Raw genomic sequence first — 25576 nt, 5'->3', positions numbered from 1 at the left:
AAAATATACTTTTCTGGTGCGGACTCGCAGTACTAGCCTTAGTCGTCATTGCAACTATCAACTTGCTTATTGCGCTCAAAAAATTCAATAAGATAGGGGGCCGCTATGACTGAACGGACCTACGGAAAATATGACGTAACACTCGATCAGGTGCGCAAAGCGATCCCGACCATGGGCGTTCCATTCCAAACAGCCCTGGCCGAGATCCTGCTGGAGCTGGAAGAGAAGCAAGCCGGCCTACTAGCGCGCCAGGCTGCACAGTCGGTCATTCAGCAAACAATCTGGGCGCTGCAGTCCATCGATGCCAGTCAGCGCTGCATCAACCGGCTAGAAGCGCTGGCCAGCCGGCTGCAGCGGCACGGCATCCCCGCAACACCCCGGACAAACTCTCATGGCGGCGACCTGACAATCATTGTTCATGGCCCACTGCTCGATGCCGTGCAGCTCATCAGGATGGATCACCAGGTAAGCGGAAATCCATCGCAATGGCCACTTGCTCACTGCGATCTATATCCGAATGCCCTGCCAATCACCCTGATAGCAGATCCAGCCATGCAATCTATCGACTGACGACCAGGACAAACGAAAAGATAAGAGGCCGCTTGCGGCCTTTTCTATTGGGAAAATGAAATGCAAGAAAATCTGAATGAATTGGCTGAATCTGTTAAATCACTTGTTGCTGCACTATCCAAGCCAAGACCAGTAGTGCCGATTGATAAACAGATATGGGATGCAGATAGCTGCGCAGAATATTTAGTTGTCTCCCGACGGCAATTTACCGAACATATCGCATGCAAGCCGGATTTCCCGGCATGCATCGACATATCGACAGGCGGACGCAGAAACCCACGCTGGAGAGCATCAGAGGTAATCAGATGGGTAGATAGCCGCCAAGAGAAGAAACGCGCCTAATCATCCAGCAAATGTACTAACTCCTTCATTTTCGGAGCGTAATACGTATTCTGCAAAATTCGCAAATCTCGATGGCCGCTTATTTTAGCCAAGGTCATAACATCAACCTTTTTCGCCATTCTAGTCAGCGCTTCACGACGGGAGTCGTGGAAGTGCAGATCTTCAATCAAGGCCATGGCTTTTGCTTTCCGGAATAGCGCATCAAGCGACGCCGCCGCAATCCCGAAAACAGTGGCATGGCCATCAGTTACCTCAGCAACTTGCCTCAGTATCCTGAGCGCCTCTCTTGTCAGCGGCACCTCGCGGGCATGTCCATTCTTTGTTTTTGGCAGGTACACAATCCTGTCATCAAAATGGACATGCTCCAGCGTAATGCTACAAATTTCCCCCGCCCGCATGGCCGTTTCGATTGCAAACAGCCATACCGCCCCTACCCTGGCCATCATCGTTTCAGGCCGCTCATCACACACATACCCAGTAGCCAGCTGCAATCTGGCTATCTCATCATCCGTCGGCCGGCGGCTTCTTGCCGCTGGTGCGGTAGGCTTCTTTACTTGCAGCATTGGATTATGAGGCAACCAACGCCACTCCTTTGCTGCCACACTGCAGGCATTCTGCAAAATTGCCCACTCACGGATCACAGATAGTTCAGAAACAGATTTCAGGCGCTCATCACGCCACGTAGCAACCGTCTCAGTATTGAACTGAGCCAGCCTGGTATCACATAGCGCGGTATAGTCGCGGATCAGCATAGCAATGCGAATCTGCTCCCAGCGGCCACCACGCTTTGATGGAGATACTTCTTCAGAGTACCGCTGCAGCAATTCGCCGAACGTCCTGTTAGGCGCTAAGCCAGCACGACCCGCAGCCAGATCATTTTCTTTAGCAGCAGCCCACGCAGCAGCTTCCGCCTTTGTTCTGAAGGTGGCTGTCTCATTGAGCCCACCCTTGCGGACGCGAGCCTGCCAGCCAGCCTTACGCTTTTCAAACGTAGCCATATGCGACAATCCATGCGACAAAATTGCGACACATGGTACAGGATAATGCGGAATTTTACAGATTAAAGCAGGGAGATAGCCGGGCCAGAAAGCAGCTAGAAGCCTTTACTGGCGTGCATTACAGGACAACATGAACAACTAGACAAAAACTCTGTGGTGCGAGCGGAGAGACTCGAACTCTCACGCCTTGCGGCGCTGGAACCTAAATCCAGTGCGTCTACCAATTCCGCCACGCTCGCCCACCAGCAGCACTCGAAAGCACCGCGAAAGAGGCCGCAAATATACCTCAGGATTCCCTGCGGTTCAAGCGCCATGTCAAATGAACCATTGTCATGTTTTCATGTCACAATGCAGGCATATTGTTTTGCAACAGCGCAACAAACATCCAAATCAAGAGAGGGCAGCATGCAACCGGACCTGCACAATACCTACCAGACCAGCACGACCAGCGGCCTACGCAACAAGGTTCTGCGCAATACCTATGCGCTGCTGGGCCTTTCGATGATCCCCACTGTCATGGGTGCCCTGATTGGCACGCATCTCAATTTCGCCCTCATGGCAGCCAGCCCGATCATGGGCATGCTAGCCATCATGGCGGTATTTTACGGCCTGGTTTTTGCCATCGAGAAAAACCGCAATAACTCGCTGGGCGTGTTCCTGATGCTGGGCTTTACCTTCATGATGGGCCTGCTGCTGGGCCCCTTGCTGCAATTCGCACTGCGTTTCAGCAATGGCGGCCAGCTGATCATGACTGCCGGCGCAGCCACTTCGCTGGTTTTTGTCGTCATGGCCGGCATTGCCAGCACCACCAAGCGCGATCTGTCCGCACTGGGTAGCTTCCTTACCATCGGCGCCATCGTGCTGATGGTCGCCGTGGTGGCCAACATCTTCCTGCAAATGCCGGGCATGCAGCTGGCCATTGCCGCAGCTTTTGCCTTGTTCAGCTCGCTGATGATTCTGTGGCAGGTCAAGGTGGTCGTGGATGGCGGCGAAACCAGCTACGTATCGGCCGCACTGTCGATCTACATCAGCATTTACAATCTGTTTACCAGCTTGCTGCAGTTGCTGATGGCTTTCAGCGGCGAACGTGACTGAACCTGAGTACCCCAGCAAAAAGCGCCTCTTCATCGAGGCGCTTTTTTTAATCGTTCAATCCAGGCTGCCATTCCGGCCAATAGCCGTCAGGACTGAAACAATCACTGGCCACCGCCACACCGGGCAGGGCCAGCAAGCGATCATCCGCGGCATACAGCAAGGGCCATTGCCGCCGCAGCAAGGGTGGAATACCCGCCTCCTGCAACAGCTTCTTAACCGACTTGTGCCCCACCGCCTGTTGCAACACCTCACCACCCAAGCGCGGACGCAATTGCAAATCGCCAGCAAGTGACTGCAAAGTCAAACCACCCCGCTGTACCCAGCGCAAACTGCCACCCCACCCAGGCTGGCGGCACACTGGCTGCGCCGGATCAAACCGCAATGCACATGCCGACTGAGGCGGTAGCACCGGCACCGCATGCAGCTGTTGGCGATAACGCACCACGGCCAGCTCCGGCAATTGCAAACAGGGCTGACTGGCAGCCGCCGCCATATGCAATTGACGCAAAAATTCCTGCAGCTGCTCTGGTGCCACTTGCGATTGCCCCAGACGGCGCAACCAAGCCATCAGCAAAAACCCCTGGCGCACAGGCGACAGCGACAGCACACGCGCCACATCCAGCGCAGCACCTGTCGCGCAACTGGCCAAATCTGCGGCTGCCACCTCATCCACCAACTGCGATGCCTGCGCCATATGCCAGGCACTGCGACCAAGCTGTTGCCGATAAGACGGAACATGCTGCTGCAGTAGCGGCATGATGCGGTGCCGCAATAAATTACGGCGGTAGGCAATGTCCGCATTGCTGTCATCATCAACCCAACTCAACCCCTGCTCCGCGGCGTACTGCTCCAGCTGCTGCCGGGTAAAACCAAGCAATGGTCGCCACAGCTGCAGCTGCTCCAGCCTGCGCAATGCCGGCATTCCCGACAGCGCACGCACTCCGCCGCCACGCAGTAGCTGCAATAGCACGGTTTCGGATTGATCATCCAGGTGGTGCGCCAGCACCAGCACCTCGGCCGCCGACTGGGCATACACCTCATAACGCTGTTGCCTAGCCCGTGCCTCCAGGCTCTCCCCTGCAGCACAACGGACAGCAACCCGCGCCACACGCAGGGGGACATCCAACTGTCGGCACACTTCCTGACAGTGCAGAACCCAGTCATCTGCCGCCGTATTCAGGCCATGATGTACATGCACCGCCGACAGCCGCAACTGCGGCCGGTACTGGCGCGCGCGCGCCAACAGCGAGAGCAGCACCATGGAGTCGAGCCCACCACTCAGTCCAAGCTCAAAAGCACAAAGGCCGGACAAATTGTCCGGCCAGTGGGCTAACAGGGCTTTCAGCAGATCAGGCTGCATCTTCCTTGTAACGTCCATAACTCATCAAACGCTCGAAACGCTCTTTCAGCAGCACCTCGATCGGACGATTGGCAAAATCCTTCAACTGCTCCTGCAACATGCGCTTCATGGCATTCATCATCTGCGCATGATCGCGATGTGCACCACCAACCGGCTCGCTCACCACGCGGTCAATCAGACCGAGGGTTTTCAGACGATTGGCCGTGATGCCCAGCGCCTCGGCCGCTTCGGATGCACGCTCGGCGGTTTTCCACAAAATGGAAGCACAGCCTTCGGGCGAAATCACCGAATAGGTAGAGTACTGCAGCATATTGACCTGATCGCCCACGGCAATAGCCAGCGCGCCGCCGGAACCACCTTCACCGATAATGGTGCAGATAATGGGCACACGCAGTCTTGCCATCTCGTAGAGATTACGACCAATGGCTTCGGACTGGCCGCGCTCTTCTGCACCAATACCGGGATAAGCACCCGGGGTATCGACAAAAGTCATGATCGGGATGCCGAACTTTTCGGCCAGCTTCATCAGGCGCAGGGCCTTGCGATAGCCTTCCGGGCGCGGCATACCGAAATTGCGGTAGATCTTTTCCTTGGTATCACGGCCCTTCTGATGGCCAATCACCATCACGGACTGGCCATTGAAACGCGCCAAGCCACCCACGATTGCCGGGTCGTCGGCAAAGGATCGATCACCATGCAGCTCTTCGAAATCAGTGAAGATGCTGCGCAGGTAGTCCAATGTATAAGGACGCTGCGGGTGGCGAGCCACCTGGGAGATCTGCGAGGGGGACAGTTTGGCATATAGAGTCTTGGTCAGTTCCAGACTCTTCTTTTGCAGGCGTGCGATTTCTTCGGAGATATCCAGTACGGAGTCATCCTGCACGAAACGCAGCTCTTCTATCTTGTTCTCGAGCTCGGCAATCGGCTGCTCAAAATCGAGAAAGGTCGGCTTCATTATTCACATCATCCGATTAAGCGAATCGGGCAATCATACATGAGTGCAAAAGAATCCGTCACGCCCCTGTCTGACAAAATTCAATCAGCATGAACTGCCGATTTGAGATTTGCCCGTTTTATGCAAAAAAATGAAACCTACCCCTTGCGCTGAAAAAAAGGCTGTGCTTTAATTCGCCTCCTCGCTGAGACGCAAACGCAGACAGCGAAAAGGTTTCAGGGCGTTTAGCTCAGTTGGTAGAGCGTCTGCCTTACAAGCAGAATGTCGGCGGTTCGACTCCGTCAACGCCCACCAGGTTGGAGTGGTAGTTCAGTTGGTTAGAATACCGGCCTGTCACGCCGGGGGTCGCGGGTTCGAGTCCCGTCCACTCCGCCAACAGATTATGTAGCAGTAACCCTTTCGGGCGTTTAGCTCAGTTGGTAGAGCGTCTGCCTTACAAGCAGAATGTCGGCGGTTCGACTCCGTCAACGCCCACCAAGGTTGGAGTGGTAGTTCAGTTGGTTAGAATACCGGCCTGTCACGCCGGGGGTCGCGGGTTCGAGTCCCGTCCACTCCGCCAACAGATTATGTAGCAGTAACCCTTTCGGGCGTTTAGCTCAGTTGGTAGAGCGTCTGCCTTACAAGCAGAATGTCGGCGGTTCGACTCCGTCAACGCCCACCAGGTTGGAGTGGTAGTTCAGTTGGTTAGAATACCGGCCTGTCACGCCGGGGGTCGCGGGTTCGAGTCCCGTCCACTCCGCCAACAGATTAGTCGTAGTAACCCTTTCGGGCGTTTAGCTCAGTTGGTAGAGCGTCTGCCTTACAAGCAGAATGTCGGCGGTTCGACTCCGTCAACGCCCACCAAGGTTTGGAGTGGTAGTTCAGTTGGTTAGAATACCGGCCTGTCACGCCGGGGGTCGCGGGTTCGAGTCCCGTCCACTCCGCCAACAGATTAGTTGCAGTAACCCTTTCGGGCGTTTAGCTCAGTTGGTAGAGCGTCTGCCTTACAAGCAGAATGTCGGCGGTTCGACTCCGTCAACGCCCACCAAGGTTTGGAGTGGTAGTTCAGTTGGTTAGAATACCGGCCTGTCACGCCGGGGGTCGCGGGTTCGAGTCCCGTCCACTCCGCCAACAGATTAGTCGCAGTAACCCTTTCGGGCGTTTAGCTCAGTTGGTAGAGCGTCTGCCTTACAAGCAGAATGTCGGCGGTTCGACTCCGTCAACGCCCACCAAGGTTGGAGTGGTAGTTCAGTTGGTTAGAATACCGGCCTGTCACGCCGGGGGTCGCGGGTTCGAGTCCCGTCCACTCCGCCAATATCAAAAAAAGCAGCCATGGGCTGCTTTTTTGCATTTCCATTCACTATCCGCCGCCAAGCCCCTTCCTGCCAAGACCAGCCAGTTGTCTGATGTTTCACGCCATGAGCATCACGAGAATGCAGCCCCTCCGCAATCGACAGGGGGAAGAAATTCGAGCAGGACTGCGAAATAATCAGCCATTTACGTAAAAAAACCCGGCCAGGCCGGGTTTTGTTGTTTCTCGCCGAATGATGCCGCCAGCAGTTTGACCACTGGCTCTGTCAGCTACACGAAGCGGCTGTGATTGATGATGCAGTTTAATCCTTGCGCATGGCCAGCCAGAGCTGCATGGCAATGACGCCGACAAAAAATACCGCCACCCAGAAGGGCATGGCCTGGCCCAGGAAAGTCCAGTCCACCTTGGCGCATTCACCACTCCCCTTGAATACTTTGGACAGCACATCCCACAGTGGCGAGGTTTCCATCAGGTAGTCCAGCCCAGGCCCACACGCCGGCACCTGATCTTCCGGCAAACTCTGCAACCACAGCTGCCGCACGGAAACCGCCCCACCCGCCAGCGCAGCCAGCACGCCAAGCCCAGCCCACAGGCGATAGCCACCACGACCCGGATTATGCAAAGCAGCCAACAAGGCGATCAGGCCGACGGTAATGACACCAACGCGCTGAAAAATACACAACGGGCAAGGCTCCAGCTGCAAAACATACTGCGAATACAGGGCAAAGCCCATGGCGGCGGCACAACCGGCAGCCACCAGAAAGAACCCTTGTCGGCGCGATAAACGAATACTCACAACATCCCCTTATTTATGTTTTGGGCTGAAATACAAAAACTCTGAGATTTTAGTACTGACTCAAAGTTCCAGAAATTGTTTGATGGCCTCACGCTGGTTCAGCGCATCCTTGTAGCCAAGCGCAATCAATGCGCGGCAATAACCGGGTTCAAACAGCAAATATGTCGCCAGCGTCATCCCGCGCTGACGCGTGCCGCCCGCCCCCTTCATCAGAAAGCGCAATACCGGCGGAAACTCGTGCGCATACTGGTAGGCAATGCTTTCCAGTGATTTGCTGGGATTCAACATGAAAATGTCCACTTGCTTGAGGCTGGTTTGCGTACACAATTCCTGATGACCCTCCAGCAAAGACACCGTGTGATTCACCCGTAACAAGCGCTCCATATCCATCGACATGCTGTCGATGAAAACACTGTTGAGCAGGTGGCCGAATATTTGCGCGGGGCTTGGCGCCAGGCCGGTGGTACGGCGCTCGACCCCTGTCGGCCGCTGGCTGCTCAAGCCCACGATAAACAGCTTTTCCGCCCCCAGATGCAAGGCCGGCGACAAGGGGGTCATCTGCCGAATAGCACCATCGCAATAATGCAGCTTGCCAATCTGGGTCGAGGGAAAGATCAGCGGAATGGCCGAGGTGGCCATCAGATGATCCAGTGAAATTTTCTCGCGTACGCCCATGCGCTGATGACGCGACCACTCATTGATGCTGGACTGCCCCTCAAAAAAAGTCACCGACATGCCGGTGCTGAAACAGGATGCGGTCAGCGCCAGTGCCTGCAGGGCATTCTGCTCCAGCGAATCCTGAATACCGTCCAGCGGCATGGTGCGGGCCAGAAAATCGCGCAATGGCGCATTGTCCAGAAAGCTGCGCGGGTTACGCCACCCCCGGCCACCCGTGGCGATGGAAATGCCAAAATGGAAAAAGGTCTTGAGAAAATACGCCAGGCTGGCATCGTAGACGTTATTGATGTGCAACTGCTTCCACATCTGGGCCAGATATCGTACTGCCTGGCGATAATTCCCCGCCCCGGCAGCCACGGCCACGGCATTGATGGCTCCGGCCGAAGTACCGCAGATAATGGGGAAGGGATTGCGCTCCGGCTCCGGCAACAGGCGCGAAATGGCCAGCAATACGCCCGCCTGATAGGCGGCGCGGGCACCGCCTCCCGACAGTACCAGACCGATCTTGCTCTTCCCCGCCATCTTGCACCTCGCTGTGGATGCATTATCTGTTGTTATAGGCATAGCCGGAAAACGGCTGCTCTGACAAGCAGCCGCAGCACACTGGCCTCAGCCCTCGCCCGCCACAGTCATCGATTCGATCAACACCGAACCCATAACCCTACCACCACGGGCCAGCGTATCCGTCCCCACCGCCACCATGCGCTGGAACATCTCGCGCAGATTGCCGGCGATGGTGATTTCTTCCACCGGGTAGGCGATCACACCATTTTCCACCCAGAAACCAGCAGCCCCACGCGAATAATCACCCGTAACGGTATTGATGCCATGCCCCAGCAGCTCGGTGACCAGCAAACCGGTTCCAACCTGCTGCAGCAGCTCGTCAAAACTCTCGCCCGTGCTGTGCACCAGCAGATTATGCGGGCCGCCAGCATTGCCGGTAGTCTGCAAACCCAGCTTGCGGGCTGAGTAACTGGCCAGCATATAACCCTGCAACACCCCCTGATCAACCAGCCGACGCGAGGAGGTTTCCACCCCTTCACTATCAAAAGCCCCGCTCGACATGCCACGCAGCACAAACGGATCCTCATCGACCGTTATATGGGGATGGAAAATCTGCTGTCCCTGGCAATCCAGCAAGAAAGAAGATTTGCGGTACAAATTACCGCCGCTGATCGCCGATACCAGGTGACCCAGCAAGGATGCCGCCACCGGTGCCTCGAACAGCACCGGGTACTGGCCGGTCTTCACCCGGCGGGCCGACAGGCGACGCACTGCCCGTTCGCCGGCGATACGGCCGATCTTGAGCGGATCGTCCAGATCAGCCGGATGACGCGCAGCCGAGTACCAGTAATCGCGCTGCATCGCGCCAGCCTCTTCCGCCACTACCGCAGCAGAAATACTGTGGCGGCTGCCGGGATAGCCGGCCAGGAAACCATGACTGTTGGCATAGATGAAATGGCTGGCTTGTGCCGATACCGAAGCCCCTTCCGAATTGCGAATGCGCACATCCACCGCCCTGGCCGCGTCTTCACACTGACGCGCCAGTTCAATGGCCTGCTCTACCGGCAGATTCCAGGGGTGGAACAGGTCCAGATCGGGAAAATCGGTGGCCAGCAACTGCGGGTCAGCCAGCCCGGAACACTCGTCCTCGGCAGTAAAGCGCGCGATATCCAGCGCAGCCTTCACCGTATCCTGCAGGGCTACTTCGGAAAAATCAGAGGTACTGGCATGGCCTTTTTTCTGCCCCAGATACACGGTGACCGATACACCCTTGTCCTGGTTGTACTCGATGGTTTCCACCTCACCCAGGCGCACGCTGACCGTCTGGCCCAGCCCTTCGGAAACATCGGTTTCGGCGGCAGAAGCCCCATGCTGTTGCGCCAGTTCCAGTACACGACTGGCGATGCCTGCTAATACGTCTTTGCTGAAACTGAATGTGTTGTCTGCCAATGTCTTATCTACCATGATGTATTTTGCCTTGCCGATGCGGTGGTGCAGCCAGCCACCACCGCCTCCGACGTGTTTGCACGGGAAGCGACACGTCTTTTCCGGTATCATACCAGCCTTGAAAACCGTAGAGACTTTTGAACGATGACTGATTACCAGGACGACAGCCTGCCTGACGGCATGATCAGCAAGTCCCAGCGCAAACGCGACATGGACGCGCTGCAGGATCTGGGCAAGGAGCTGGTCGAACTCTCCAAGGATACGCTGAAGAAAATGCAGCTGCCGGAGGATTTGCTGACTGCCATTCTGGACTACAAACGCTTTACCGCCCATGGCGCACTGCGCCGCCAGTTGCAATACATCGGCAAGCTGATGCGCGACATCGACGCAGAACCGATCCGCCAGTATCTGCTGGTGATCAAGGGCGAATCGTCCGAGCACATTGCCTGGCAACATTTGCTGGAACGCTGGCGCGAACGCCTGATGAGCGATGACAAGATGTCGGCTGCCTTCATCAACGACTTCCCCGGCACCGACCCGCAGCAGCTGCGCACGCTAATTCGCAATGCCCGCAAGGAACAGGCCGAGAACAAGCCGCCCAAATCCTTCCGTCTGCTGTTCCAGCTGATCAAGCAGGCCATCCCGGAGCCGGGCAAGCCGCGAGCACAGCAGGATGAGCAAGCAAACGAATACGGAGAAGATGAGTAATGCTGAAGATAGGCCTGGTTTCGGTTTCGGATCGCGCCAGTAGCGGCGTATATCAGGATCAGGGCATTCCGGCCCTGCAAGACTGGCTGACCCAGGCGCTGGCCAGCCAGTTTGCCACCGTCACCCGGCTGATTCCGGACGAACAGGCCGAGATCGAATCCACGCTGCGCCAACTGGTGGATGAGGAAGGCTGTCATCTGGTGCTGACCACGGGCGGCACTGGCCCGGCTCCGCGCGATGTCACCCCCGATGCCACGCTGGCAGTAGCCGACCGCGAAATGCCCGGCTTCGGCGAGCAAATGCGCCAGATCAGCCTGCGCTTTGTGCCGACGGCCATCCTGTCGCGCCAGGTCGGCGTCATTCGCAAAAGCACGCTGATCCTCAATCTGCCCGGCCAGCCCAAGGCGATCAAGGAAACACTGGAAGGGCTGAAGGGCGAACAGGGCGAAACACTGGTGTCCGGCATCTTTGCTGCCGTCCCCTACTGCCTCGACCTGATCGGCGGCCCTTATGTCGAAACCGTGCCACAGGTAGTCAAGGCTTTCCGCCCCAAGTCGGCACAGAAACCCGCCTCGGCCTGATGTCCTACCGTGCCCCGGCATGGCTGCCAGACGGCCATAGCCAAACCATCTGGCCAGCACTGATGCTGCGCACGCCACGGCCGCCCTATCGGCGCGAACAGTGGCCAACCCCGGACGGGGCAAGCATTGCACTGGATTTTGTCGATGGCCGGCGCGGCAGCCCGCTGGTCGTGCTGTTTCATGGCCTGGAGGGCAGCAGCGACAGTCACTACGCCCGCGCCTTGATGCAGGCGGTAGCCGCACGTGGCTGGCATGGCGTCGTACCGCACTTTCGCGGCTGCGGCGGCATGGATAATCCCTTGCCACGCGCCTATCACGCGGGTGATGCGGCAGAAATCCGCTGGATTCTCCAGCGCCTGGCGCTACGCTATCCGCTGATGGCGGTGGCTGCGGTATCGCTGGGGGGCAGCATGCTGCTGAACTATCTGGCCGAAGAAGGCCCATCAGCCCTCCCCCTCGCAGCGGCAGCCATCTCTGCCCCGCTGGATCTGGTCGCTGCCAGCACCCGGCTGGACCGGGGACTGGGCAGGCTGCTGTATACCCGCATGTTCATGAACACGCTCAAACCCAAGGCGCTGGCCACGCTGCGCCAGCATCCCGGCCTGTTCGACGCGAGGCGGGTACGCCGCGCCCGCACCTTTGTCGAATTTGATGACGCAGTCACCGCCCCCCTGCACGGCTATGGCACGGCACTCAATTACTGGCAACGCGCCAGCAGCAAGCCACGTCTGCGGCAGATCAGCTGCCCCACACTGATACTGAATGCCCGCAATGACCCCTTTCTGCCTGCCTCGGCCCTACCTGCCGCGACCGAGGTCAGCCCCACCGTGGTGCTAGACTTCCCGCTGCACGGTGGCCATGTCGGCTTTGTCAGTGGCTGCTTTCCCGGCCATATCCACTGGCTGCCGCAGCGCCTACTCGACTTCTTCCTGCCCCATCTGCAAAACAGCAGCAGCCAGGCAAACCCGTTAGCCAAACCTTAGCGTCAGCCGCCCCCTCGAAACGGCTCCGCCAGACAGGGCCACTGCGGCAAGATTGCCAAAGCCGGCACAGTTCTGCATGATGTCCGTTTTGGCTGAACGCATTACCACAGGCTTACAGAATGTCCGACATCCTCAATACCATCGTTGCCACCAAGCATCAGGAAGTGTCCGCCGCCCTGCAAACCCGCCCGCTGGCCGAAGTACGCCGCGCGGCCGAATTGCGTGCCACCGACAAACGCGACTTTGTCGCCTCCATCCGCGCCAAGCATGTATTGGGTCAGCCGGCGGTGATTGCCGAAATCAAGAAAGCCAGCCCGAGCAAGGGCGTGATTCGTGCCGACTTCGACCCGGCCTCCATAGCCGCCAGCTATGCCGCAGCCGGTGCAGCCTGCCTGTCGGTACTGACCGACAAGCAGTATTTCCAGGGCGATGCCGCCTATCTGGAAGCCGCCCGTGCCGCCTGCCACTTGCCGGTGCTACGCAAGGACTTCATGGTCGATGAATATCAGCTGTATGAGGCCCGCGCCATGGGTGCCGACTGTATCCTGCTGATTGCCGCCGCGCTGCCGCTGGCCCAGATGCGCGATTTCGAAGCCCTGTCACGCGAGCTGGGCATGGCGGTACTGGTCGAGGTTCACAATGAGGAAGAACTGGAACAAGCCCTGCAGCTGGATACCGAACTGATCGGCGTCAACAACCGCAATCTGCGCACCTTCGAAGTCAGCCTGACCACTACGCTCAAGCTACTGCCTGGCATCAGCAATGGCCGCATTGCAGTAACCGAAAGTGGCATCCTCAGCGCCGATGACGTACGCCTGATGCGCAGCCATCAGGTTCACAGTTTCCTGGTAGGTGAAGCCTTCATGCGTCAGGACGACCCTGGCGCAGCCCTTGCCGGGCTGTTCTTTCCGCAAGACTGAAGCGCGCCCTCCGCGCAGATGGCAATAGCAAAACGGCCACCTAATCGGTGGCCGCTTTCTATGCGAGTGCCCAGTTTCAATAATCCGCACCCAGGTAGACATAAGCGCTCAGTTTGCCATTCTTGGCATTGCCCACGCCCAGGAAGAAAGGGCCAAAAATGGTATCTGCCGCAAGAAACACCGAGCCAGCAGGGATCCATTGGGTGGTATGGCCATCGAAGGGATTACCCCACACGCGCCCCACCTCGCCCGACACCCCAGCATACAAACCGCTGCCCAAGGCCGATGGCAGCGACGATGCGCGCCAGTACACCATCAGCCGTGACAAGGCCACCTTCTCGCCCAGCAACTCCCCCGCCTGATAACCGGTCAGATTCAGAAAGCCGCCCAGCGACTCCAGTCGGTAGTCATCCGGCTTGCGATTGACAATGCCCCGGGCCTTGCCAGTGAGCCTGAATGTCAGGTCGCCAAAGGTTTTCACCCCTTCCACTACCGCATCATAGTCACGGCTCGCGGTATAGCTGCCCATGGCCGGCAAGGACGAGGTCAGCACGGCATTCAGGAAATACCCGGATCGCGGCCAGCGCGGATTATCAAACTGGTCGAATACCAACTTGCCGCGCACCCCGGCATAACTGTGATTGACTGTGCCGCTCAACAGTGCGGAATCACCTAGCGACAGATAGCTCCCCACCCGCGAATCAAACAAGCCAAGTCGCAACTCACCGTAACGGCCCAGTACGGTGCCGATATCTGCATTGACCATGGTGATATCGTTGCTCACTTCGGCATATTTTATGTGATTGTCATCATAAAATGACAAAGGCTGCTGGTGATAACTGAGCGATACGGCCGCAAACAGGGGGCTGTCATACGACCATGGCTGATACAACTCGGTCTTGAACAGCTTGTCCTTGCCGATGACCATCTCGTTACGCCAAGAGCCACCAGCCGGGTTCAGCCAGTTACGCTGATGCGCCGCCAGAAAGCTGAAATTGGAATCCCCTGGCGTAGAACTATTGAGGCTCAAGCCAAAATGTACCGTATTCGGACCAATATTCTTTTCCAGCGGCATCACGGTCATGATGTTGCGCCCGTTGCTGGAGTCAATGGCGTAGCTGAGCTGATCATAATCGCCGGCAGCAAACAGCTCGCGCAGCTTTTCACGGACATCGTTAACCGTCTGCCCCTCCTTCATCCCGGCCACACTATTTGCCAGCCCATCTACATTGACAAAGCGACTGTCTGATTTGACCTGGACATCATCCACCACAGGATAAGCCGGCAACTTCAAGCGCTCACGCCAGGCGGCATAATGCTGGGCGCTGACAGAAAAGCGGCGCAAGGCCTGCTCCTGAGCAAGTGCCGCCGCTTTGCCGCGCTGGATAATGGCCTGATTATCCACAAAGGCTGCGGCACTATAGCCATTGAGATCCGGACGGATCAACACATCACCGGCCTGCAGCAGCGCCATCTGCTCTTTGACGTTGCGGCTGACCATCAGGTTGGAAGTTTGCGCCACCACATCAAACAAGCTGTTGATCTGGTCTTTCTTCAATGGTGGCGTACCAACATCCACCACGATCAGGTGCCGCGCACATTGCCGCGCATCCTGAATCGGCAGGTTGCGCGCCAGACCGCCATCCACCAACAGCCGACCATCCGTCTCCACCAGATCAAACACCCCCGGCACCGCCATACTGGCCCGCAAAGCCTCGGCCAGCGGCCCCTTGTCAAACACCACCGCCTCGCCATTGGCCAGGTCGGTCGCCACCGCCCGGAAAGGAATGGGTAGTTTTTCGAAGGTATCAAGCTGACGGTCGCGGGTGAGCTTGCGGATGAACATCTCGATTTCCTGCGAATTGATGGCACTACGCGGCACGCGCAGCTGCCCATCCTGCAGGCCAAAGGTCACATCAAGATAGTTTTTGTAATCATCACGCTTCTTGTCGTAGGGAATATCCGTGCGCGGCAGGCGTCCGGACAGCATCTGATCCCAGTTGGCATCGCGAAAATCCGCAGCCATCTGATCCAGATCCAAGCCATTGGCATACATGCCACCAACCAGCGCGCCCGCACTAGTACCAGCAATGCAGCGAATGGGAATATGCAGACGCTGCAACTCACGCAGCACCCCCAGGTGCGCAAAACCGCGCGCACCGCCGCCACCCAGCACTACACCCACCCCTTCATCTGCGGGCAGTTCGAAAGCGCGGGCCTGCGGCACAGCGACCAACAGCGGCAGCGCCAGAATCAGCAGTTTCAGCGAAAATTTCAAAATTCTTTTTGTAGCAGGATGCATATTCAGTAAAAAACGGAAATTTACTATTTCACCTAAGCTGCACGGTGACGTAAGATATAGTGACATACATTCGACAAAACATAGAGCCCAATAAAGCTTAAGGCACAATGTTCGATTTTAAATCTCTGGTCAGTTCCCTGCTCACTAAAAACTCCCTGGCAACCGGTATCGCTCAATCAGCGACCATGCTGGTGAGGGATTTGCCGCAGGCGGAATACTTTACTGCCCTGGTTGAAATCATCAAGGCCGTCTCCAAGATCAACGCGGATACCGATATTCCGTTGAAGGAGCGCATCAAGACCCTGGTCTACGTCGATGACAAGGCCCACAACATTCATCACCAGCTGTGTCAGGATTTTCTGGCCGCAGCCCCCGGCAGCAAAAACTATCTGCCCACCATTCTGGCCTTCTGGCACGAACTGGCCAACGCCTACCAGATTTGCCTGCGCCTGTATCAGGCCTCTCCCAACAATGCCATGGAAGCCGACATCCGGCTGATCACGGCGCGTGGCCTGCATCACCAGATGCGACTGATTGCCTGGAATTCGCTGCGTTATCTGAAGCCGGAAGGCTCAGTCTGGCAACAAGGCTTCCGCTTCTACATGCAGGCGGAAGATGCTGGCGTTGCCCGCACGCCTCTGATGCTGTACCCCGACTCCTCCGTTGAAGTCAGCTGTGAACAGCTGCTATTGCAGGGCTGCATGCTCTATCTGGCACAGACTGACAATATGCTGCACCGCGAGATCATTGCCGTCGACCAGATGATGATGCCGCTAAGCCAGGGCATACGCCTGGAAAAACAGGCTCCCGCTCAAGAACCGGTATTCGTCATCAACCTGAGCATGCCGGAACACCCGCAACCTCTGCTGCGTGGCATGGCCGGCAAATGGCTGCGTTACTGGTCCACCAGCGACTTGACCAGCCGCCTGGCCGACCTGATGTTCGATCTCGACCGTACCATCCCGGCCTCGCTTAGGGCCCTGGATGCCAAGCTGGAACGGGATGAATGGCTGGCGCTATGCGAAAAACTGGCCATTCGCTGGTCTGATGATGGTGGCAAGTCGCTACGCAAATCCGAGCGCTCGCTGCACAGCTCCAACGCCCAAGTCACCATCGGCTTCGAGCGGGCTGCATTTACCATCAAGATTCAGGACATCGAAAACAGCCAGAATACGCCGTCTCAGGACTGGAAAGTCAACGACATCAGCAGCAGCGGCATGGGCTTGACCTTCATCGGCAAGAGTGTAGAACAACTGGCCATCGGCCGCCTGGTGCTGGTCAAGACCGAAAGCCATCCTTTGCTGCTGGGTGCCATCCGCCGCATCCTGCGCCAGCAGAATGGTACCAAGGTCGGTATAGAAATACTGGGACAGAGTCCAGTCGGGGTATCGCTGAGCGACCCGGCAGGCAATCGCGACCAGCCGGTCACTGCGATTTACATTACCCAACCCAATTCACGCAAGAGCCAGCGCTGGTTCCTGATGCCCAAGCAACTGGCAGAGCCGGGTCGCGAGCAGATTCTCACCGCACAGGGCAAGTCCTATCTGATTCGCCTGAAAAGCCCGCAACAAGAGTTTGAGGATTGCAGCAATAGCGATTTCGACACCTTATCCAAGGTAGACTGACCGCCGAGCTATCCAGTCAGCACTCCACGGTCACTGAAGAGAAACAAGGTAAAGCAAACAAAAACGCCCGCGATTGCGGGCGTTTTGGCGAGCAGGCTACGCAGCCTTACAGCACTTCGATAATGCCGGCTGCACCCATACCAGTACCGATACACATGGTCACCATGCCATAGCCTTGCTGGCCGGCATTGCGCATGCCATGTACCAGCGTGGCGGTACGGATGGCACCGGTAGCACCCAGCGGATGGCCCAGCGCAATCGCCCCGCCATGCGGGTTGATCTTGCTGGCATCCAGCTCCAGATCACGGGTCACGGCCAGCGCCTGTGCAGCAAAGGCTTCATTCAGCTCGATCCACTTCAGCTCATCCTGGGTGATGCCCGCTTGCTGGCAGGCTGCCGGGATGGCTTCTTTGGGACCGATACCCATGATTTCCGGCGGTACACCCTTGACCGCAAAGGTCACGTAGCGTGCCAGCGGCACCAGGTTGAACTCCTTGAGCACACGCTCGGATACCAGAATCACTGCGCCGGCACCATCGGACATTTGCGAAGAGTTACCGGCAGTCACCGAGCCCTTGGCATCGAATACGGTCTTCAGCTTGGCCAGGCCTTCCAGCGTGGTTTCGCGACGCGGACCTTCATCGGTATCCAGCACGCGGGTCTTGCTGATCACTTCGCCGGTTTCCAGATTCGGTGTGCGATAGGTCACTTCCAAAGGGGTGATTTCGCTCTTGAAGGCACCGGAATCAATGGCGGCCAGTGCACGACGGTGCGACTCCACCGCAAAGGCATCCTGGTCTTCACGCGACACACCCCACTGCTGCGCCACTTTCTCAGCCGTCAGACCCATACCATAAGCGATGGCATAGTTTTCATCCTTGGCAAAGATTTCCGGATTCAGCGACACTTTGTTGCCCATCATCGGTACCAGCGACATCGATTCAGCACCGGCGGCAATCACTACATCGGCCTCACCCAGACGGATGCGGTCGGCAGCCATCTGCACCGCGTTGATGCCGGACGAGCAGTAACGGTTGATGGTGATGCCGCCCACGGTATTGGGCAGGCCAGCCAACAATACACCGATACGCGCCATGTTCAGGCCCTGCTCCGCTTCCGGGAAGGCGCAACCCACCACGCAGTCGGAAATCAGCTTCGGGTCCAGTGTCGGCACCTGTGCCAGTGCTCCGGTAATCACATGCGCCAGCATGTCATCCGGGCGCACATGGCGCATCATGCCACGCGGTGCTTTGCCCACCGGAGTACGGGTGGCAGCGACGATATAGGCTTCCTGTACTTGCTTAACCATTTTTTCAATCTCCTTGCAGCCGACGGCTCCGCCCCTCGCGGCCGTCGGACTGATGCATTGTTTCGTTTAGTTGCGCAGCGGTTTGCCGGTGGTCAGCATATTGGCAATGCGATCCTGGGTCTTGGCGTTTTGCAGCAAGGTCATGAAGGCCTTGCGTTCCAGATCCAGAATCCACTGCTCGTTGACCAGCGTACCGGCCTCAACATCACCGCCGGTCATGACATCGGCGATTTGCGAAGCAATGAAGAAATCATGCTGGGAGATAAAATGGCCTTCCAGCATATTCACCAGAGAACCCTTGATCGAAGCCGCGCCGGAACGACCCGCTACCGGGAATCCCTTCACCTTCAGCGGCGGACGATAGCCAGACTCGGCCATGGCCAGCGCTTGCTGTTTGGCGACATACAGCAGCTCGTAGGCATTGAATACCACCGGATCACCCTTGCGGAAGAAGCCGATTTCCTGGGCTTCCTGACCACTGGTCGCCACTTTGGCCGTGGCAATCGCCATGAAGTAATCCTTCAGGGCAGCCAGCACGTCACCCTTGGCTTCCTGCGCCGCGCGCAGAGCGAACTCCTTGCAACCACCACCACCTGGCAGCAGGCCAACACCCACTTCTACCAGACCAACATAAGACTCAAGCGCTGCCACGGTCTTGTCGCAGTGCATGGCAAACTCGCAGCCACCACCGAATACATAACCTTGCGTTGCGGCTACAGTCGGCACCTGGCTATAGCGCAGGCGCATCGAGGTATCCTGGAAACGACGCACCGTGGTGTCGATGGCTGCCCAGTCTCCCGTCATGAAGGCCGGCAGCATAGATTGCAGGTCGGCACCAACCGAGAACGGCTCTTCGGTCTGCCAAATCACCAGGCCCTTGAAACGGTCTTCGGCAATATCCAGCGACTTGTTCAGCCCATCAATCACATCCGGACCGATAGCGTGCGCCTTGGACTTGAACGACACCACCAGGATATCGTCACCCGTGGTAAAGGCGCGAACGCCATCATTTTCAAATACGGTTTCACCCAGCGGGGCAGCAGCTTCACCCAGTACACGGGCCGGCGCCAGCTGGCGCTGATACACATCCAGTGTCGAGCGGCCTACCAGATTTTGCTCAGCCGCATTGTAAGAACCAGCGGCAAAGTGCACGCCAGCCCGATCAGCCTGCAGTGCCCAGCCCGGCAGCTCGGCCGTGCTCAGCGCCTTACCCGCCTTGACGTCCTCGTCGATCCACTGCGCTACCTGCTGCCAGCCGGCAGATTGCCAGGTTTCGAAGGGACCAGCCGACCAGCCGAAACCCCAGCGAATGGCAAAATCCACATCACGGGCACAGTTGGCGATATCGGCCAGATGGTAGGAAATATAATGGAATACATCGCGGAAGCAGGCCCACAGGAACTGTGCCTGCGGGTGCGTGCTGGCGCGCAGCTGCTTGAATTTTTCCGCCGGGTCGGCAATCTTCAGGATGTCTTTGACTGCGTCGTCACCCTTCTGACCGCCAGCAACATAGTCACCACTGGCAGCATCGAAGACGAACATCTTTTTGCCGTCTTTCTTGTAGATACCAACCTTGGCCTTGGCACCCAGCGCACCGGCGGCAATCAGCTTCTGCAGCCATTCCGGCGATTTGAACAGGCCATGCCACGGATCACCCGGCAGGGTGTCATCCATGGTTTTCACCACATGCGAGAAGGTATCCAGGCCGACTACGTCAGCCGTACGGAAGGTGGCTGACTTGGGACGACCGAGGCGCGGGCCGGTCAGATCGTCGACAATATCAAAGCGGATGCCAAATTTTTCGGCATTGGCAATGGTCGCCAGCATGGAGAACACACCAATGCGGTTTGCCACAAAGTTCGGGGTATCCTTGGCACGGACCACGCCCTTACCCAGGGTGGTGACCAGGAAACGCTCCAGATTATCCAGAATGCCCGCATCCGACGTTACGCACGGGATGATCTCGACCAGATGCATGTAACGCGGCGGGTTGAAGAAGTGCACGCCGCAAAAACGCGGGCGCACCGCATCAGGGCAGCTCTCGGCCAGCTTGTTGATCGACAGGCCGGAGGTGTTGGTAGCGAAGATGGTGTGTTCGCCCAGATGAGGCGCCACTTTGTGATACAGATCCGCCTTCCAGTCCATGCGCTCGGCAATGGCTTCGATGACGATATCGCAATCTTTCAGCAGATGCAGATGATCTTCGTAATTGGCCGGCTCGATATAGCCAACAGCATCCTTATTGGATAGCGGTGACGGCTTGAGCTTTTTCAGGCCTTCCAGTGCCTTGAGCACGATGCCGTTTTTATTACCTTCTTTGGCCGGCAGGTCGAACAGAATGGTCGGCACCTTGGCATTGACCAGATGAGCGGCAATCTGCGCGCCCATCACGCCAGCACCCAGCACCGCCACTTTGCGTACGTTGAACTTGGTTTGAGACATGGTTTCCTCGTTATGTTGAAACTCATCAATCATGGGGCAGGCCCCTCATGCCTGCCTTGCTTTCGGTTCATGGCGGCTTGCACCGCCATGAACCTGCCACGCCCCTAAACCATTACTGTCTGTTTAGAAGCTGTAGTTGTACTGCAGACCAAGGAATTGCAGATTGGTCTTGTAGCTACCGACCGTGCTTTCACCATTACCCGTGCAGGTGGTGCTATTCGGGTTGCAACCATCTTTGTAGTTGATATTGGCATTCTTGAAGAATACGTAGGAGTATGCAAAGTCAACCGATGACTGCTTGCTCAGCTTGTAATTGGCACCGAAAGACAACCAGTAGCGGTCACTATCCGGCAGTGCCGGGTGGCGCAAATCGTCATTTTTAACTGGCGATTGATCATATGCGACACCCGTACGCAAGGTCAGCGCATCACTGTAGTGATAATTTCCACCCAAGGACAATTTATAGGTATCGCGCCATCCCTGTTTGATGACCAGATCGCCCTCACCCGGTTGGCTGAACTTGATATCGATGCTGTCCATGCGCGAATGACGCGTCCAGGTCAGGTCGGCCATCAAATCAACTTTGTCATTCAGTTTGTGGAAAGCGTTGGCTGAAATCGATTCCGGGGTATCCACAGTAACTGAACCACCAGAAGAAACATGACCAAGCTTTTTGGCCAAACCCTGAATGGTGGCATTAATTACCGGATCGGTACTTACATTATTGAAATTCCAGTTCGCATTTCCATCAAGTTTGTGATGAATATTTGAACGATATGCAAGGCCAAATCGAGTGTTTTCGTTCAACTGGAACATGTAGCCCAAGTTCATACCGTAACCCCAGCCATCCGCATCCAAAGACGCTTGACCTGGCTGTACGCTGCCGAGCTTAGCCGGGTTGCCCCCAGCTGTAATAATCTGGCTGATAATCGCCGACTGCTGTGCAGCCGGTAGCGAACTAAAACCACCAGCAACATCCACAGCCTTGCTCAAGGTAGCTTTCATGTACTGAGCAGAAATGCCGGCACCAAAGGAATGATGCTCATCAAGCTTGAAAGAAACGGAAGGATTAAAGTTCAGCGTTTCCAGCTTGATGCTTTCCAGCGCATAACGACCTGCCCAGGTATTGCCATAATCCAGCTGCGCACCGAACGGCACGAAAATACCCAAGCCAACCGTCCACTTATCATTCAGCTGATGCGTGGCGTAGAACGATGGTGCGACAACATAATCAGGAGCGAAATTACCACCATTCCCACCGCTGATAGCAGTGCCATTTACATTCTTGGAGCCCTTGTCGGTGTATTCCGAATCCGGCACTACCAGCGTCAGACCACCGGAGAAATTGGTGCCAGTCAGACGCGACATGCCAGCTGGGTTGTAGAAGATGGTCGATGCATCGGCAGCTTCTGCGCCGTTGGCAAATGCCGTCCCTTGCGCGGAAACGCTTTGTGAGCCGAAGTGGTAACCGGAAGCCAGTGCTGTGGAAGAGAACGCCCCGACGGCAACTCCCATGAGCATCACGGATTGGCTGAGGTGCTTGAGTTTCATGTTATCCCTCTCTGCGAATATATCTGTATGTAGTCCTAGTCGCTTTTTATGTCCGTATTGCTACGGATCATTTTGGATACTACCAGAGAATTAGAGCATGTCCACTAAAATAAGAGCGTTTGTTCCAAACGTCCGTTTCAATTCGCATCAAGACAACAACAGCGCACAAAATCAGCAAACTTCAGCCAAATTACGCGATCTACCATCCATATCCACGGCCACAAATGTTGCAATGACCTCAGTCACAAACACCAGCTCACCATCCAGCCTTTCTGCCTCCACTGCTATCTTCAGCGTGACGGACTTCTGCCCCACGCGCAGCCTTTCCACGTATAGATTGACCACGTCTCCCAATAAAATGGGGTGGGTAAACTGGAAAGCATTCACTGCCACCGTCGCCACCGGACCACGCGCCAGACGCTCAGCATCCAGACTGCCGGCCATATCGATCTGCCCCATCAACCAACCGGCCTGCACCTTGCCATAAGCATTGGTGGCGGTCGGTAGAGCACGTACCCGTAAAGTGGGAAAACGCTGTGCATTGCAATCCATCGTGGCGCTCCTGGTGATCGCTCAGCAAAGAAGCCGCCAGGCAGCTTCTTGACTGAACGGCCGGATGGCTCCATCCGGCACTTCATTCAGTGTAGAAAATTGATTCAGAAAATGTGTCGCTGCAGCAGCGCTTCATCATGACGCTCAAGCGCCATGTCGAAATCATCCACCATGATGACATCACGCTTCAGCTTGCGCGCACGCGCTACCGCATCGAATTCGGCTTGTGTCACCAGACCTGCACGCAAGGCCTCTTCCAGTCTTTCCTTGGCGGTAATTGTCTGGAACTTGCCATCGCGTGCCAGCTTGCGCAGCTTCTGCTCAACCGGCTCAGTGGCCAGAATGGCCGTCAGCGCATGTTGCAGCACGCCAACCGCATCCTCTTCGGAAGGCGGCACATACATACCGCGCGTCAGTCGCTCACGCATACCACCCAGCTCCATCATGGCGCGCGCCACCTTGGTACCGATACGGTCGGATGCCGGCTTCAGTGTCAGCCCCCACGGGAAGATGATCTTGCGCAACACCACGGCCAGACCACGACTTGGCAAGTTGGCAAGGAAGCCATCCATGGCAGTCTGCAAATCAAACAGTGCATTCTCAACCGCCCAGCGCAGCACGGCCAGATCTTCCTTCTGCGCGCCTTCGCGCTCGAAACGCTTGAGGCAGGCAGTAGCGATATACAGATTGGACAACATATCACCCAGACGGGCCGACAGCTTTTCGCGGAACTTCAGCGAGCCACCCAGACTGAACATGGCCATGTCAGACAACAAGGCAAAAGCACAGGAGAAACGCGTGATCTGCTTATAGTACGTCGCAGTCTCACCCGCACGCGGCGAGCCGGCAAAGCGCGCACCAGTCAGCCCCAGCCACAAGGAGCGGAAGATATTGCTGATAACAAAATTGATATGACCGGTAATGGCGCGATCAAACTCGGCACCATCATTGGCCATCGCCGCCTTCATCTCGCGCAACACAAAAGGATGGCAACGAATGGCACCCTGCCCGTAAATAATCATGGAACGAGTCAGGATATTGGCGCCTTCCACCGTAATGCCGATGGGGATGGACTGATAGGCGCGCGCCAGATAATTGCGCGGACCGAGCACCACAGCCTTGCCGCCATGAATGTCCATCGCGTCATTGATGGTTTTGCGCATGCGCTCGGTATTGTGATACTTGAGCACCGCCGACAGCACAGACGGTTTTTCACCCATATCCAGCCCGGTCAGTGCCAGATCTTGCGAGGCTTCCATCTGGTAGGTATAGCCACCAATACGTGCCATGGCTTCATCCACCCCTTCGAACTTGCCAATGGGCAGACCAAACTGATCGCGGATGCGGGCATAAGCACCGGTCGTGAAGGTAGTGACCTTACCGCAAGCCACCGACATGGCCGGCAGGGAAATGCAGCGACCAACCGACAAGCACTCCACCAGCATGCGCCAGCCCTGGCCGGCAAACTCGCGACCACCGATGATCCACTCCAGCGGAATGAACACATCCTTGCCCCAGGTCGGACCATTCATGAAAGCCGCACCGCCAGGGAAGTGACGACGACCAATGCATACACCTTCATGTTCGGTCGGCACCAGCGCGCAGGTGATGCCGATTTCTTCCTTGTCACCCAGCAAGTGATCCGGGTCGTACATCTTGAATGCCAGACCCAGAATGGTGGCAACCGGCGCCAGGGTAATCCAGCGCTTCTCCCAGCTGACACGCAGGCCCAGCACATTTTCATGATGCTCACCGGTACGCGGATCGGTATAGCTACCACGACAGACAATGCCGTAGTCAGGAATGCTGCCGGCATCGGAACCCGCGTAGGGGCTGGTCAGGGCAAAGCAAGGCACCTCAACACCCTTGGCCAGACGCGGCAGGTAGTAGTCTTTTTGCGCTTCGGTGCCGTAATGCTGCAGCAGCTCACCCGGTCCGAGCGAATTGGGCACCATCACCGATACCGCTGCCGTACCACCACGCGTGGCAATCTTGGTCACCACCTTGGCATGGGCATAGTTGGAAAACTCCAGACCGCCATATTTCTTTTTGACGATCATCCCCAGGAAGCCATTGTCCTTGATGAACTGCCACACTTCCGGCGGCAGATCCTTCAGCTCATGGGTGATTTTCCAGTCATCAATCATCGAGCAGAGCTGCTCGGTCGGGCCATCCAGAAAGGCCTGCTCTTCTGCATTCAGCTTGGCATCAGGAAAGGACAGCAGGCGCTGATAATCCGGCTTGCCGGAAAACAGATCCCGATCCCACCACACCGTGCCGGCATTGATCGCCTCTTGCTCGGTTTGGGACATCGCCGGAGTGATTTTCTTGAAAATGCCAAACACCGGGCCGGTGAACACGGCACGGCGCAAAGGGACGATATTCAATACAGCCGCCACGATGGCGGCAACACTCCAGACGGCGACGGAGACAGGGCAGCCAAACGCAAATTGCAGCGTAGCGAGCCAGGCCGCCAGCACGACAGTCCACGCCAGCACCGGCGCGCGGTAATACGCCAAGGCACCAATCAGTGCGATGAGAAGAACAGCAGCAAACATTGTGATTTAC

General features: G+C 56.9%; 20 protein-coding genes and 13 tRNA genes. 20 read left to right on the top strand and 13 right to left on the bottom strand.

What is annotated here, in order from left to right; genetic code table 11:
* The first annotated feature begins 105 nt into the window (after positions 1-105).
* Positions 106-570: a hypothetical protein gene (locus FAZ30_RS13230; RefSeq protein ID WP_137009572.1), complete on the top strand. Its 465-nt coding sequence runs from the start codon at positions 106-108 to the stop codon at positions 568-570.
* A 60-nt stretch (positions 571-630) separates the two neighbouring features.
* Positions 631-912 carry a helix-turn-helix transcriptional regulator gene (locus FAZ30_RS13225; protein WP_137009571.1) on the top strand — a complete coding sequence of 94 codons (282 nt, stop codon included), beginning with the start codon at positions 631-633 and terminating at the stop codon, positions 910-912.
* Here FAZ30_RS13225 and FAZ30_RS13220 read toward each other — a convergent pair.
* Complete coding sequence (locus FAZ30_RS13220) at positions 909-1910, bottom strand: site-specific integrase (protein ID WP_137009570.1); 1002 nt, start codon at positions 1908-1910, stop codon at positions 909-911. The genes FAZ30_RS13225 and FAZ30_RS13220 overlap by 4 nt on opposite strands.
* A gap of 154 nt (positions 1911-2064) precedes the next feature.
* A tRNA-Leu gene (locus FAZ30_RS13215) sits at positions 2065-2149 on the bottom strand.
* Between the two features lie 166 nt (positions 2150-2315).
* Between FAZ30_RS13215 and FAZ30_RS13210 the strand changes: the two genes are divergently transcribed.
* Positions 2316-3005, top strand: coding sequence for a Bax inhibitor-1 family protein (locus FAZ30_RS13210; protein WP_137009569.1), 690 nt, complete (start codon positions 2316-2318; stop codon positions 3003-3005).
* A gap of 46 nt (positions 3006-3051) precedes the next feature.
* Here the strand turns inward: FAZ30_RS13210 and tilS are convergent, their stop codons facing one another.
* A complete protein-coding gene (gene tilS, locus FAZ30_RS13205; RefSeq protein WP_255424576.1) occupies positions 3052-4365 on the bottom strand; it encodes a tRNA lysidine(34) synthetase TilS in 1314 nt (437 codons plus the stop codon).
* Complete coding sequence (locus tag FAZ30_RS13200; protein ID WP_124643324.1) at positions 4355-5320, bottom strand: acetyl-CoA carboxylase carboxyltransferase subunit alpha; 966 nt, start codon at positions 5318-5320, stop codon at positions 4355-4357. Before FAZ30_RS13200 ends, tilS begins: the two co-directional genes overlap by 11 nt.
* A gap of 218 nt (positions 5321-5538) precedes the next feature.
* Between FAZ30_RS13200 and FAZ30_RS13195 the strand changes: the two genes are divergently transcribed.
* The 12 genes from FAZ30_RS13195 (at position 5539) to FAZ30_RS13140 (ending at position 6613) form a co-directional block, all read left to right on the top strand.
* A tRNA-Val gene (locus tag FAZ30_RS13195) sits at positions 5539-5614 on the top strand.
* A 4-nt stretch (positions 5615-5618) separates the two neighbouring features.
* Positions 5619-5695 (top strand) — tRNA-Asp (locus tag FAZ30_RS13190).
* Positions 5696-5721: 26 nt separating this feature from the next.
* Positions 5722-5797, top strand: a tRNA-Val gene (locus FAZ30_RS13185).
* Between the two features lie 5 nt (positions 5798-5802).
* Positions 5803-5879, top strand: a tRNA-Asp gene (locus FAZ30_RS13180).
* A gap of 26 nt (positions 5880-5905) precedes the next feature.
* A tRNA-Val gene (locus FAZ30_RS13175) sits at positions 5906-5981 on the top strand.
* Between the two features lie 4 nt (positions 5982-5985).
* Positions 5986-6062 (top strand) — tRNA-Asp (locus tag FAZ30_RS13170).
* A 25-nt stretch (positions 6063-6087) separates the two neighbouring features.
* Positions 6088-6163: transfer RNA gene (locus tag FAZ30_RS13165), tRNA-Val, on the top strand.
* 6 nt (positions 6164-6169) lie between these two features.
* A tRNA-Asp gene (locus tag FAZ30_RS13160) sits at positions 6170-6246 on the top strand.
* A 25-nt stretch (positions 6247-6271) separates the two neighbouring features.
* A tRNA-Val gene (locus FAZ30_RS13155) sits at positions 6272-6347 on the top strand.
* A 6-nt stretch (positions 6348-6353) separates the two neighbouring features.
* Positions 6354-6430, top strand: a tRNA-Asp gene (locus tag FAZ30_RS13150).
* 25 nt (positions 6431-6455) lie between these two features.
* Positions 6456-6531: transfer RNA gene (locus tag FAZ30_RS13145), tRNA-Val, on the top strand.
* A 5-nt stretch (positions 6532-6536) separates the two neighbouring features.
* Positions 6537-6613 (top strand) — tRNA-Asp (locus tag FAZ30_RS13140).
* A gap of 299 nt (positions 6614-6912) precedes the next feature.
* Here FAZ30_RS13140 and FAZ30_RS13135 read toward each other — a convergent pair.
* The 3 genes from FAZ30_RS13135 to pmbA all read right to left on the bottom strand — a co-directional run bounded on the left by FAZ30_RS13135 (position 6913) and on the right by pmbA (position 10053).
* Positions 6913-7407 (bottom strand): disulfide bond formation protein B, encoded by a 495-nt coding sequence (locus FAZ30_RS13135; RefSeq protein WP_233578513.1) that lies wholly within the window; start codon positions 7405-7407, stop codon positions 6913-6915.
* A gap of 60 nt (positions 7408-7467) precedes the next feature.
* On the bottom strand, positions 7468-8607 hold the full coding sequence (locus FAZ30_RS13130) for a patatin-like phospholipase family protein (RefSeq protein WP_124644220.1): 1140 nt from the start codon (positions 8605-8607) through the stop codon (positions 7468-7470).
* Positions 8608-8694: 87 nt separating this feature from the next.
* Positions 8695-10053, bottom strand: a complete 1359-nt coding sequence (gene pmbA, locus FAZ30_RS13125; protein ID WP_168190842.1) for a metalloprotease PmbA — start codon at positions 10051-10053, stop codon at positions 8695-8697.
* Between the two features lie 126 nt (positions 10054-10179).
* Here pmbA and yjgA point away from each other — a divergent pair, with 126 nt between their 5' ends.
* The 4 genes from yjgA to trpC all read left to right on the top strand — a co-directional run bounded on the left by yjgA (position 10180) and on the right by trpC (position 13227).
* Positions 10180-10743 (top strand): ribosome biogenesis factor YjgA, encoded by a 564-nt coding sequence (yjgA, locus tag FAZ30_RS13120; RefSeq protein WP_103526338.1) that lies wholly within the window; start codon positions 10180-10182, stop codon positions 10741-10743.
* Positions 10743-11324, top strand: a complete 582-nt coding sequence (gene mog, locus FAZ30_RS13115) for a molybdopterin adenylyltransferase (RefSeq protein WP_137009568.1) — start codon at positions 10743-10745, stop codon at positions 11322-11324. The genes yjgA and mog overlap by 1 nt, the downstream gene beginning before the upstream one ends.
* A complete protein-coding gene (locus FAZ30_RS13110) occupies positions 11324-12307 on the top strand; it encodes a YheT family hydrolase (RefSeq protein ID WP_137009567.1) in 984 nt (327 codons plus the stop codon). The genes mog and FAZ30_RS13110 overlap by 1 nt, the downstream gene beginning before the upstream one ends.
* A gap of 119 nt (positions 12308-12426) precedes the next feature.
* Positions 12427-13227, top strand: coding sequence for an indole-3-glycerol phosphate synthase TrpC (gene trpC, locus FAZ30_RS13105; protein ID WP_137009566.1), 801 nt, complete (start codon positions 12427-12429; stop codon positions 13225-13227).
* A 76-nt stretch (positions 13228-13303) separates the two neighbouring features.
* On the opposite strand, the gene FAZ30_RS13100 is transcribed toward trpC, so the two are convergent.
* Positions 13304-15505, bottom strand: a complete 2202-nt coding sequence (locus tag FAZ30_RS13100) for a patatin-like phospholipase family protein (protein WP_168190841.1) — start codon at positions 15503-15505, stop codon at positions 13304-13306.
* Between the two features lie 209 nt (positions 15506-15714).
* Here FAZ30_RS13100 and FAZ30_RS13095 point away from each other — a divergent pair, with 209 nt between their 5' ends.
* On the top strand, positions 15715-17154 hold the full coding sequence (locus FAZ30_RS13095) for a PilZ domain-containing protein (protein ID WP_233578515.1): 1440 nt from the start codon (positions 15715-15717) through the stop codon (positions 17152-17154).
* A 106-nt stretch (positions 17155-17260) separates the two neighbouring features.
* Here FAZ30_RS13095 and FAZ30_RS13090 read toward each other — a convergent pair whose 3' ends face one another.
* The 5 genes from FAZ30_RS13090 to FAZ30_RS13070 all read right to left on the bottom strand — a co-directional run bounded on the left by FAZ30_RS13090 (position 17261) and on the right by FAZ30_RS13070 (position 25566).
* Positions 17261-18463 carry an acetyl-CoA C-acyltransferase gene (locus tag FAZ30_RS13090; RefSeq protein ID WP_124644226.1) on the bottom strand — a complete coding sequence of 401 codons (1203 nt, stop codon included), beginning with the start codon at positions 18461-18463 and terminating at the stop codon, positions 17261-17263.
* Positions 18464-18529: 66 nt separating this feature from the next.
* Positions 18530-20905, bottom strand: coding sequence for a 3-hydroxyacyl-CoA dehydrogenase/enoyl-CoA hydratase family protein (locus FAZ30_RS13085; protein WP_137009564.1), 2376 nt, complete (start codon positions 20903-20905; stop codon positions 18530-18532).
* A 123-nt stretch (positions 20906-21028) separates the two neighbouring features.
* On the bottom strand, positions 21029-22456 hold the full coding sequence (locus FAZ30_RS13080) for an OmpP1/FadL family transporter (RefSeq protein ID WP_124644228.1): 1428 nt from the start codon (positions 22454-22456) through the stop codon (positions 21029-21031).
* A 171-nt stretch (positions 22457-22627) separates the two neighbouring features.
* Positions 22628-23008: an acyl-CoA thioesterase gene (locus FAZ30_RS13075; RefSeq protein WP_124644229.1), complete on the bottom strand. Its 381-nt coding sequence runs from the start codon at positions 23006-23008 to the stop codon at positions 22628-22630.
* A 104-nt stretch (positions 23009-23112) separates the two neighbouring features.
* The gene (locus FAZ30_RS13070) at positions 23113-25566 is read right to left on the bottom strand and encodes an acyl-CoA dehydrogenase (RefSeq protein WP_124644230.1); all 2454 of its coding nucleotides are present in this window, start codon (positions 25564-25566) and stop codon (positions 23113-23115) included.
* Positions 25567-25576: the final 10 nt, after the last annotated feature.

This window comes from Aquitalea aquatilis, assembly GCF_005155025.1.
Lineage (GTDB): Bacteria > Pseudomonadota > Gammaproteobacteria > Burkholderiales > Chromobacteriaceae > Aquitalea > Aquitalea aquatilis.
Note: the sequence above shows the minus strand (reverse complement) of the source record. Positions and strands in the feature narration are given on the sequence as shown.

Excerpts from the sequence above, each read along its gene's own strand:
- tilS (WP_255424576.1), bottom strand. The coding sequence starts at position 4,365 with ATGCAGCCTGATCTGCTGAAAGCCCTGTTAGCCCACTGGCCGGACAAT.
- trpC (WP_137009566.1), top strand. The coding sequence starts at position 12,427 with ATGTCCGACATCCTCAATACCATCGTTGCCACCAAGCATCAGGAAGTG.
- FAZ30_RS13130 (WP_124644220.1), bottom strand. The coding sequence starts at position 8,607 with ATGGCGGGGAAGAGCAAGATCGGTCTGGTACTGTCGGGAGGCGGTGCC.
- yjgA (WP_103526338.1), top strand. The coding sequence starts at position 10,180 with ATGACTGATTACCAGGACGACAGCCTGCCTGACGGCATGATCAGCAAG.
- FAZ30_RS13200 (WP_124643324.1), bottom strand. The coding sequence starts at position 5,320 with ATGAAGCCGACCTTTCTCGATTTTGAGCAGCCGATTGCCGAGCTCGAG.
- FAZ30_RS13085 (WP_137009564.1), bottom strand. The coding sequence starts at position 20,905 with ATGTCTCAAACCAAGTTCAACGTACGCAAAGTGGCGGTGCTGGGTGCT.
- FAZ30_RS13070 (WP_124644230.1), bottom strand. The coding sequence starts at position 25,566 with ATGTTTGCTGCTGTTCTTCTCATCGCACTGATTGGTGCCTTGGCGTAT.
- FAZ30_RS13230 (WP_137009572.1), top strand. The coding sequence starts at position 106 with ATGACTGAACGGACCTACGGAAAATATGACGTAACACTCGATCAGGTG.
- FAZ30_RS13220 (WP_137009570.1), bottom strand. The coding sequence starts at position 1,910 with ATGGCTACGTTTGAAAAGCGTAAGGCTGGCTGGCAGGCTCGCGTCCGC.
- FAZ30_RS13210 (WP_137009569.1), top strand. The coding sequence starts at position 2,316 with ATGCAACCGGACCTGCACAATACCTACCAGACCAGCACGACCAGCGGC.
- FAZ30_RS13095 (WP_233578515.1), top strand. The coding sequence starts at position 15,715 with ATGCTGGTGAGGGATTTGCCGCAGGCGGAATACTTTACTGCCCTGGTT.
- FAZ30_RS13075 (WP_124644229.1), bottom strand. The coding sequence starts at position 23,008 with ATGGATTGCAATGCACAGCGTTTTCCCACTTTACGGGTACGTGCTCTA.
- FAZ30_RS13225 (WP_137009571.1), top strand. The coding sequence starts at position 631 with ATGCAAGAAAATCTGAATGAATTGGCTGAATCTGTTAAATCACTTGTT.
- mog (WP_137009568.1), top strand. The coding sequence starts at position 10,743 with ATGCTGAAGATAGGCCTGGTTTCGGTTTCGGATCGCGCCAGTAGCGGC.
- FAZ30_RS13090 (WP_124644226.1), bottom strand. The coding sequence starts at position 18,463 with ATGGTTAAGCAAGTACAGGAAGCCTATATCGTCGCTGCCACCCGTACT.
- pmbA (WP_168190842.1), bottom strand. The coding sequence starts at position 10,053 with ATGGTAGATAAGACATTGGCAGACAACACATTCAGTTTCAGCAAAGAC.
- FAZ30_RS13080 (WP_124644228.1), bottom strand. The coding sequence starts at position 22,456 with ATGAAACTCAAGCACCTCAGCCAATCCGTGATGCTCATGGGAGTTGCC.
- FAZ30_RS13110 (WP_137009567.1), top strand. The coding sequence starts at position 11,324 with ATGTCCTACCGTGCCCCGGCATGGCTGCCAGACGGCCATAGCCAAACC.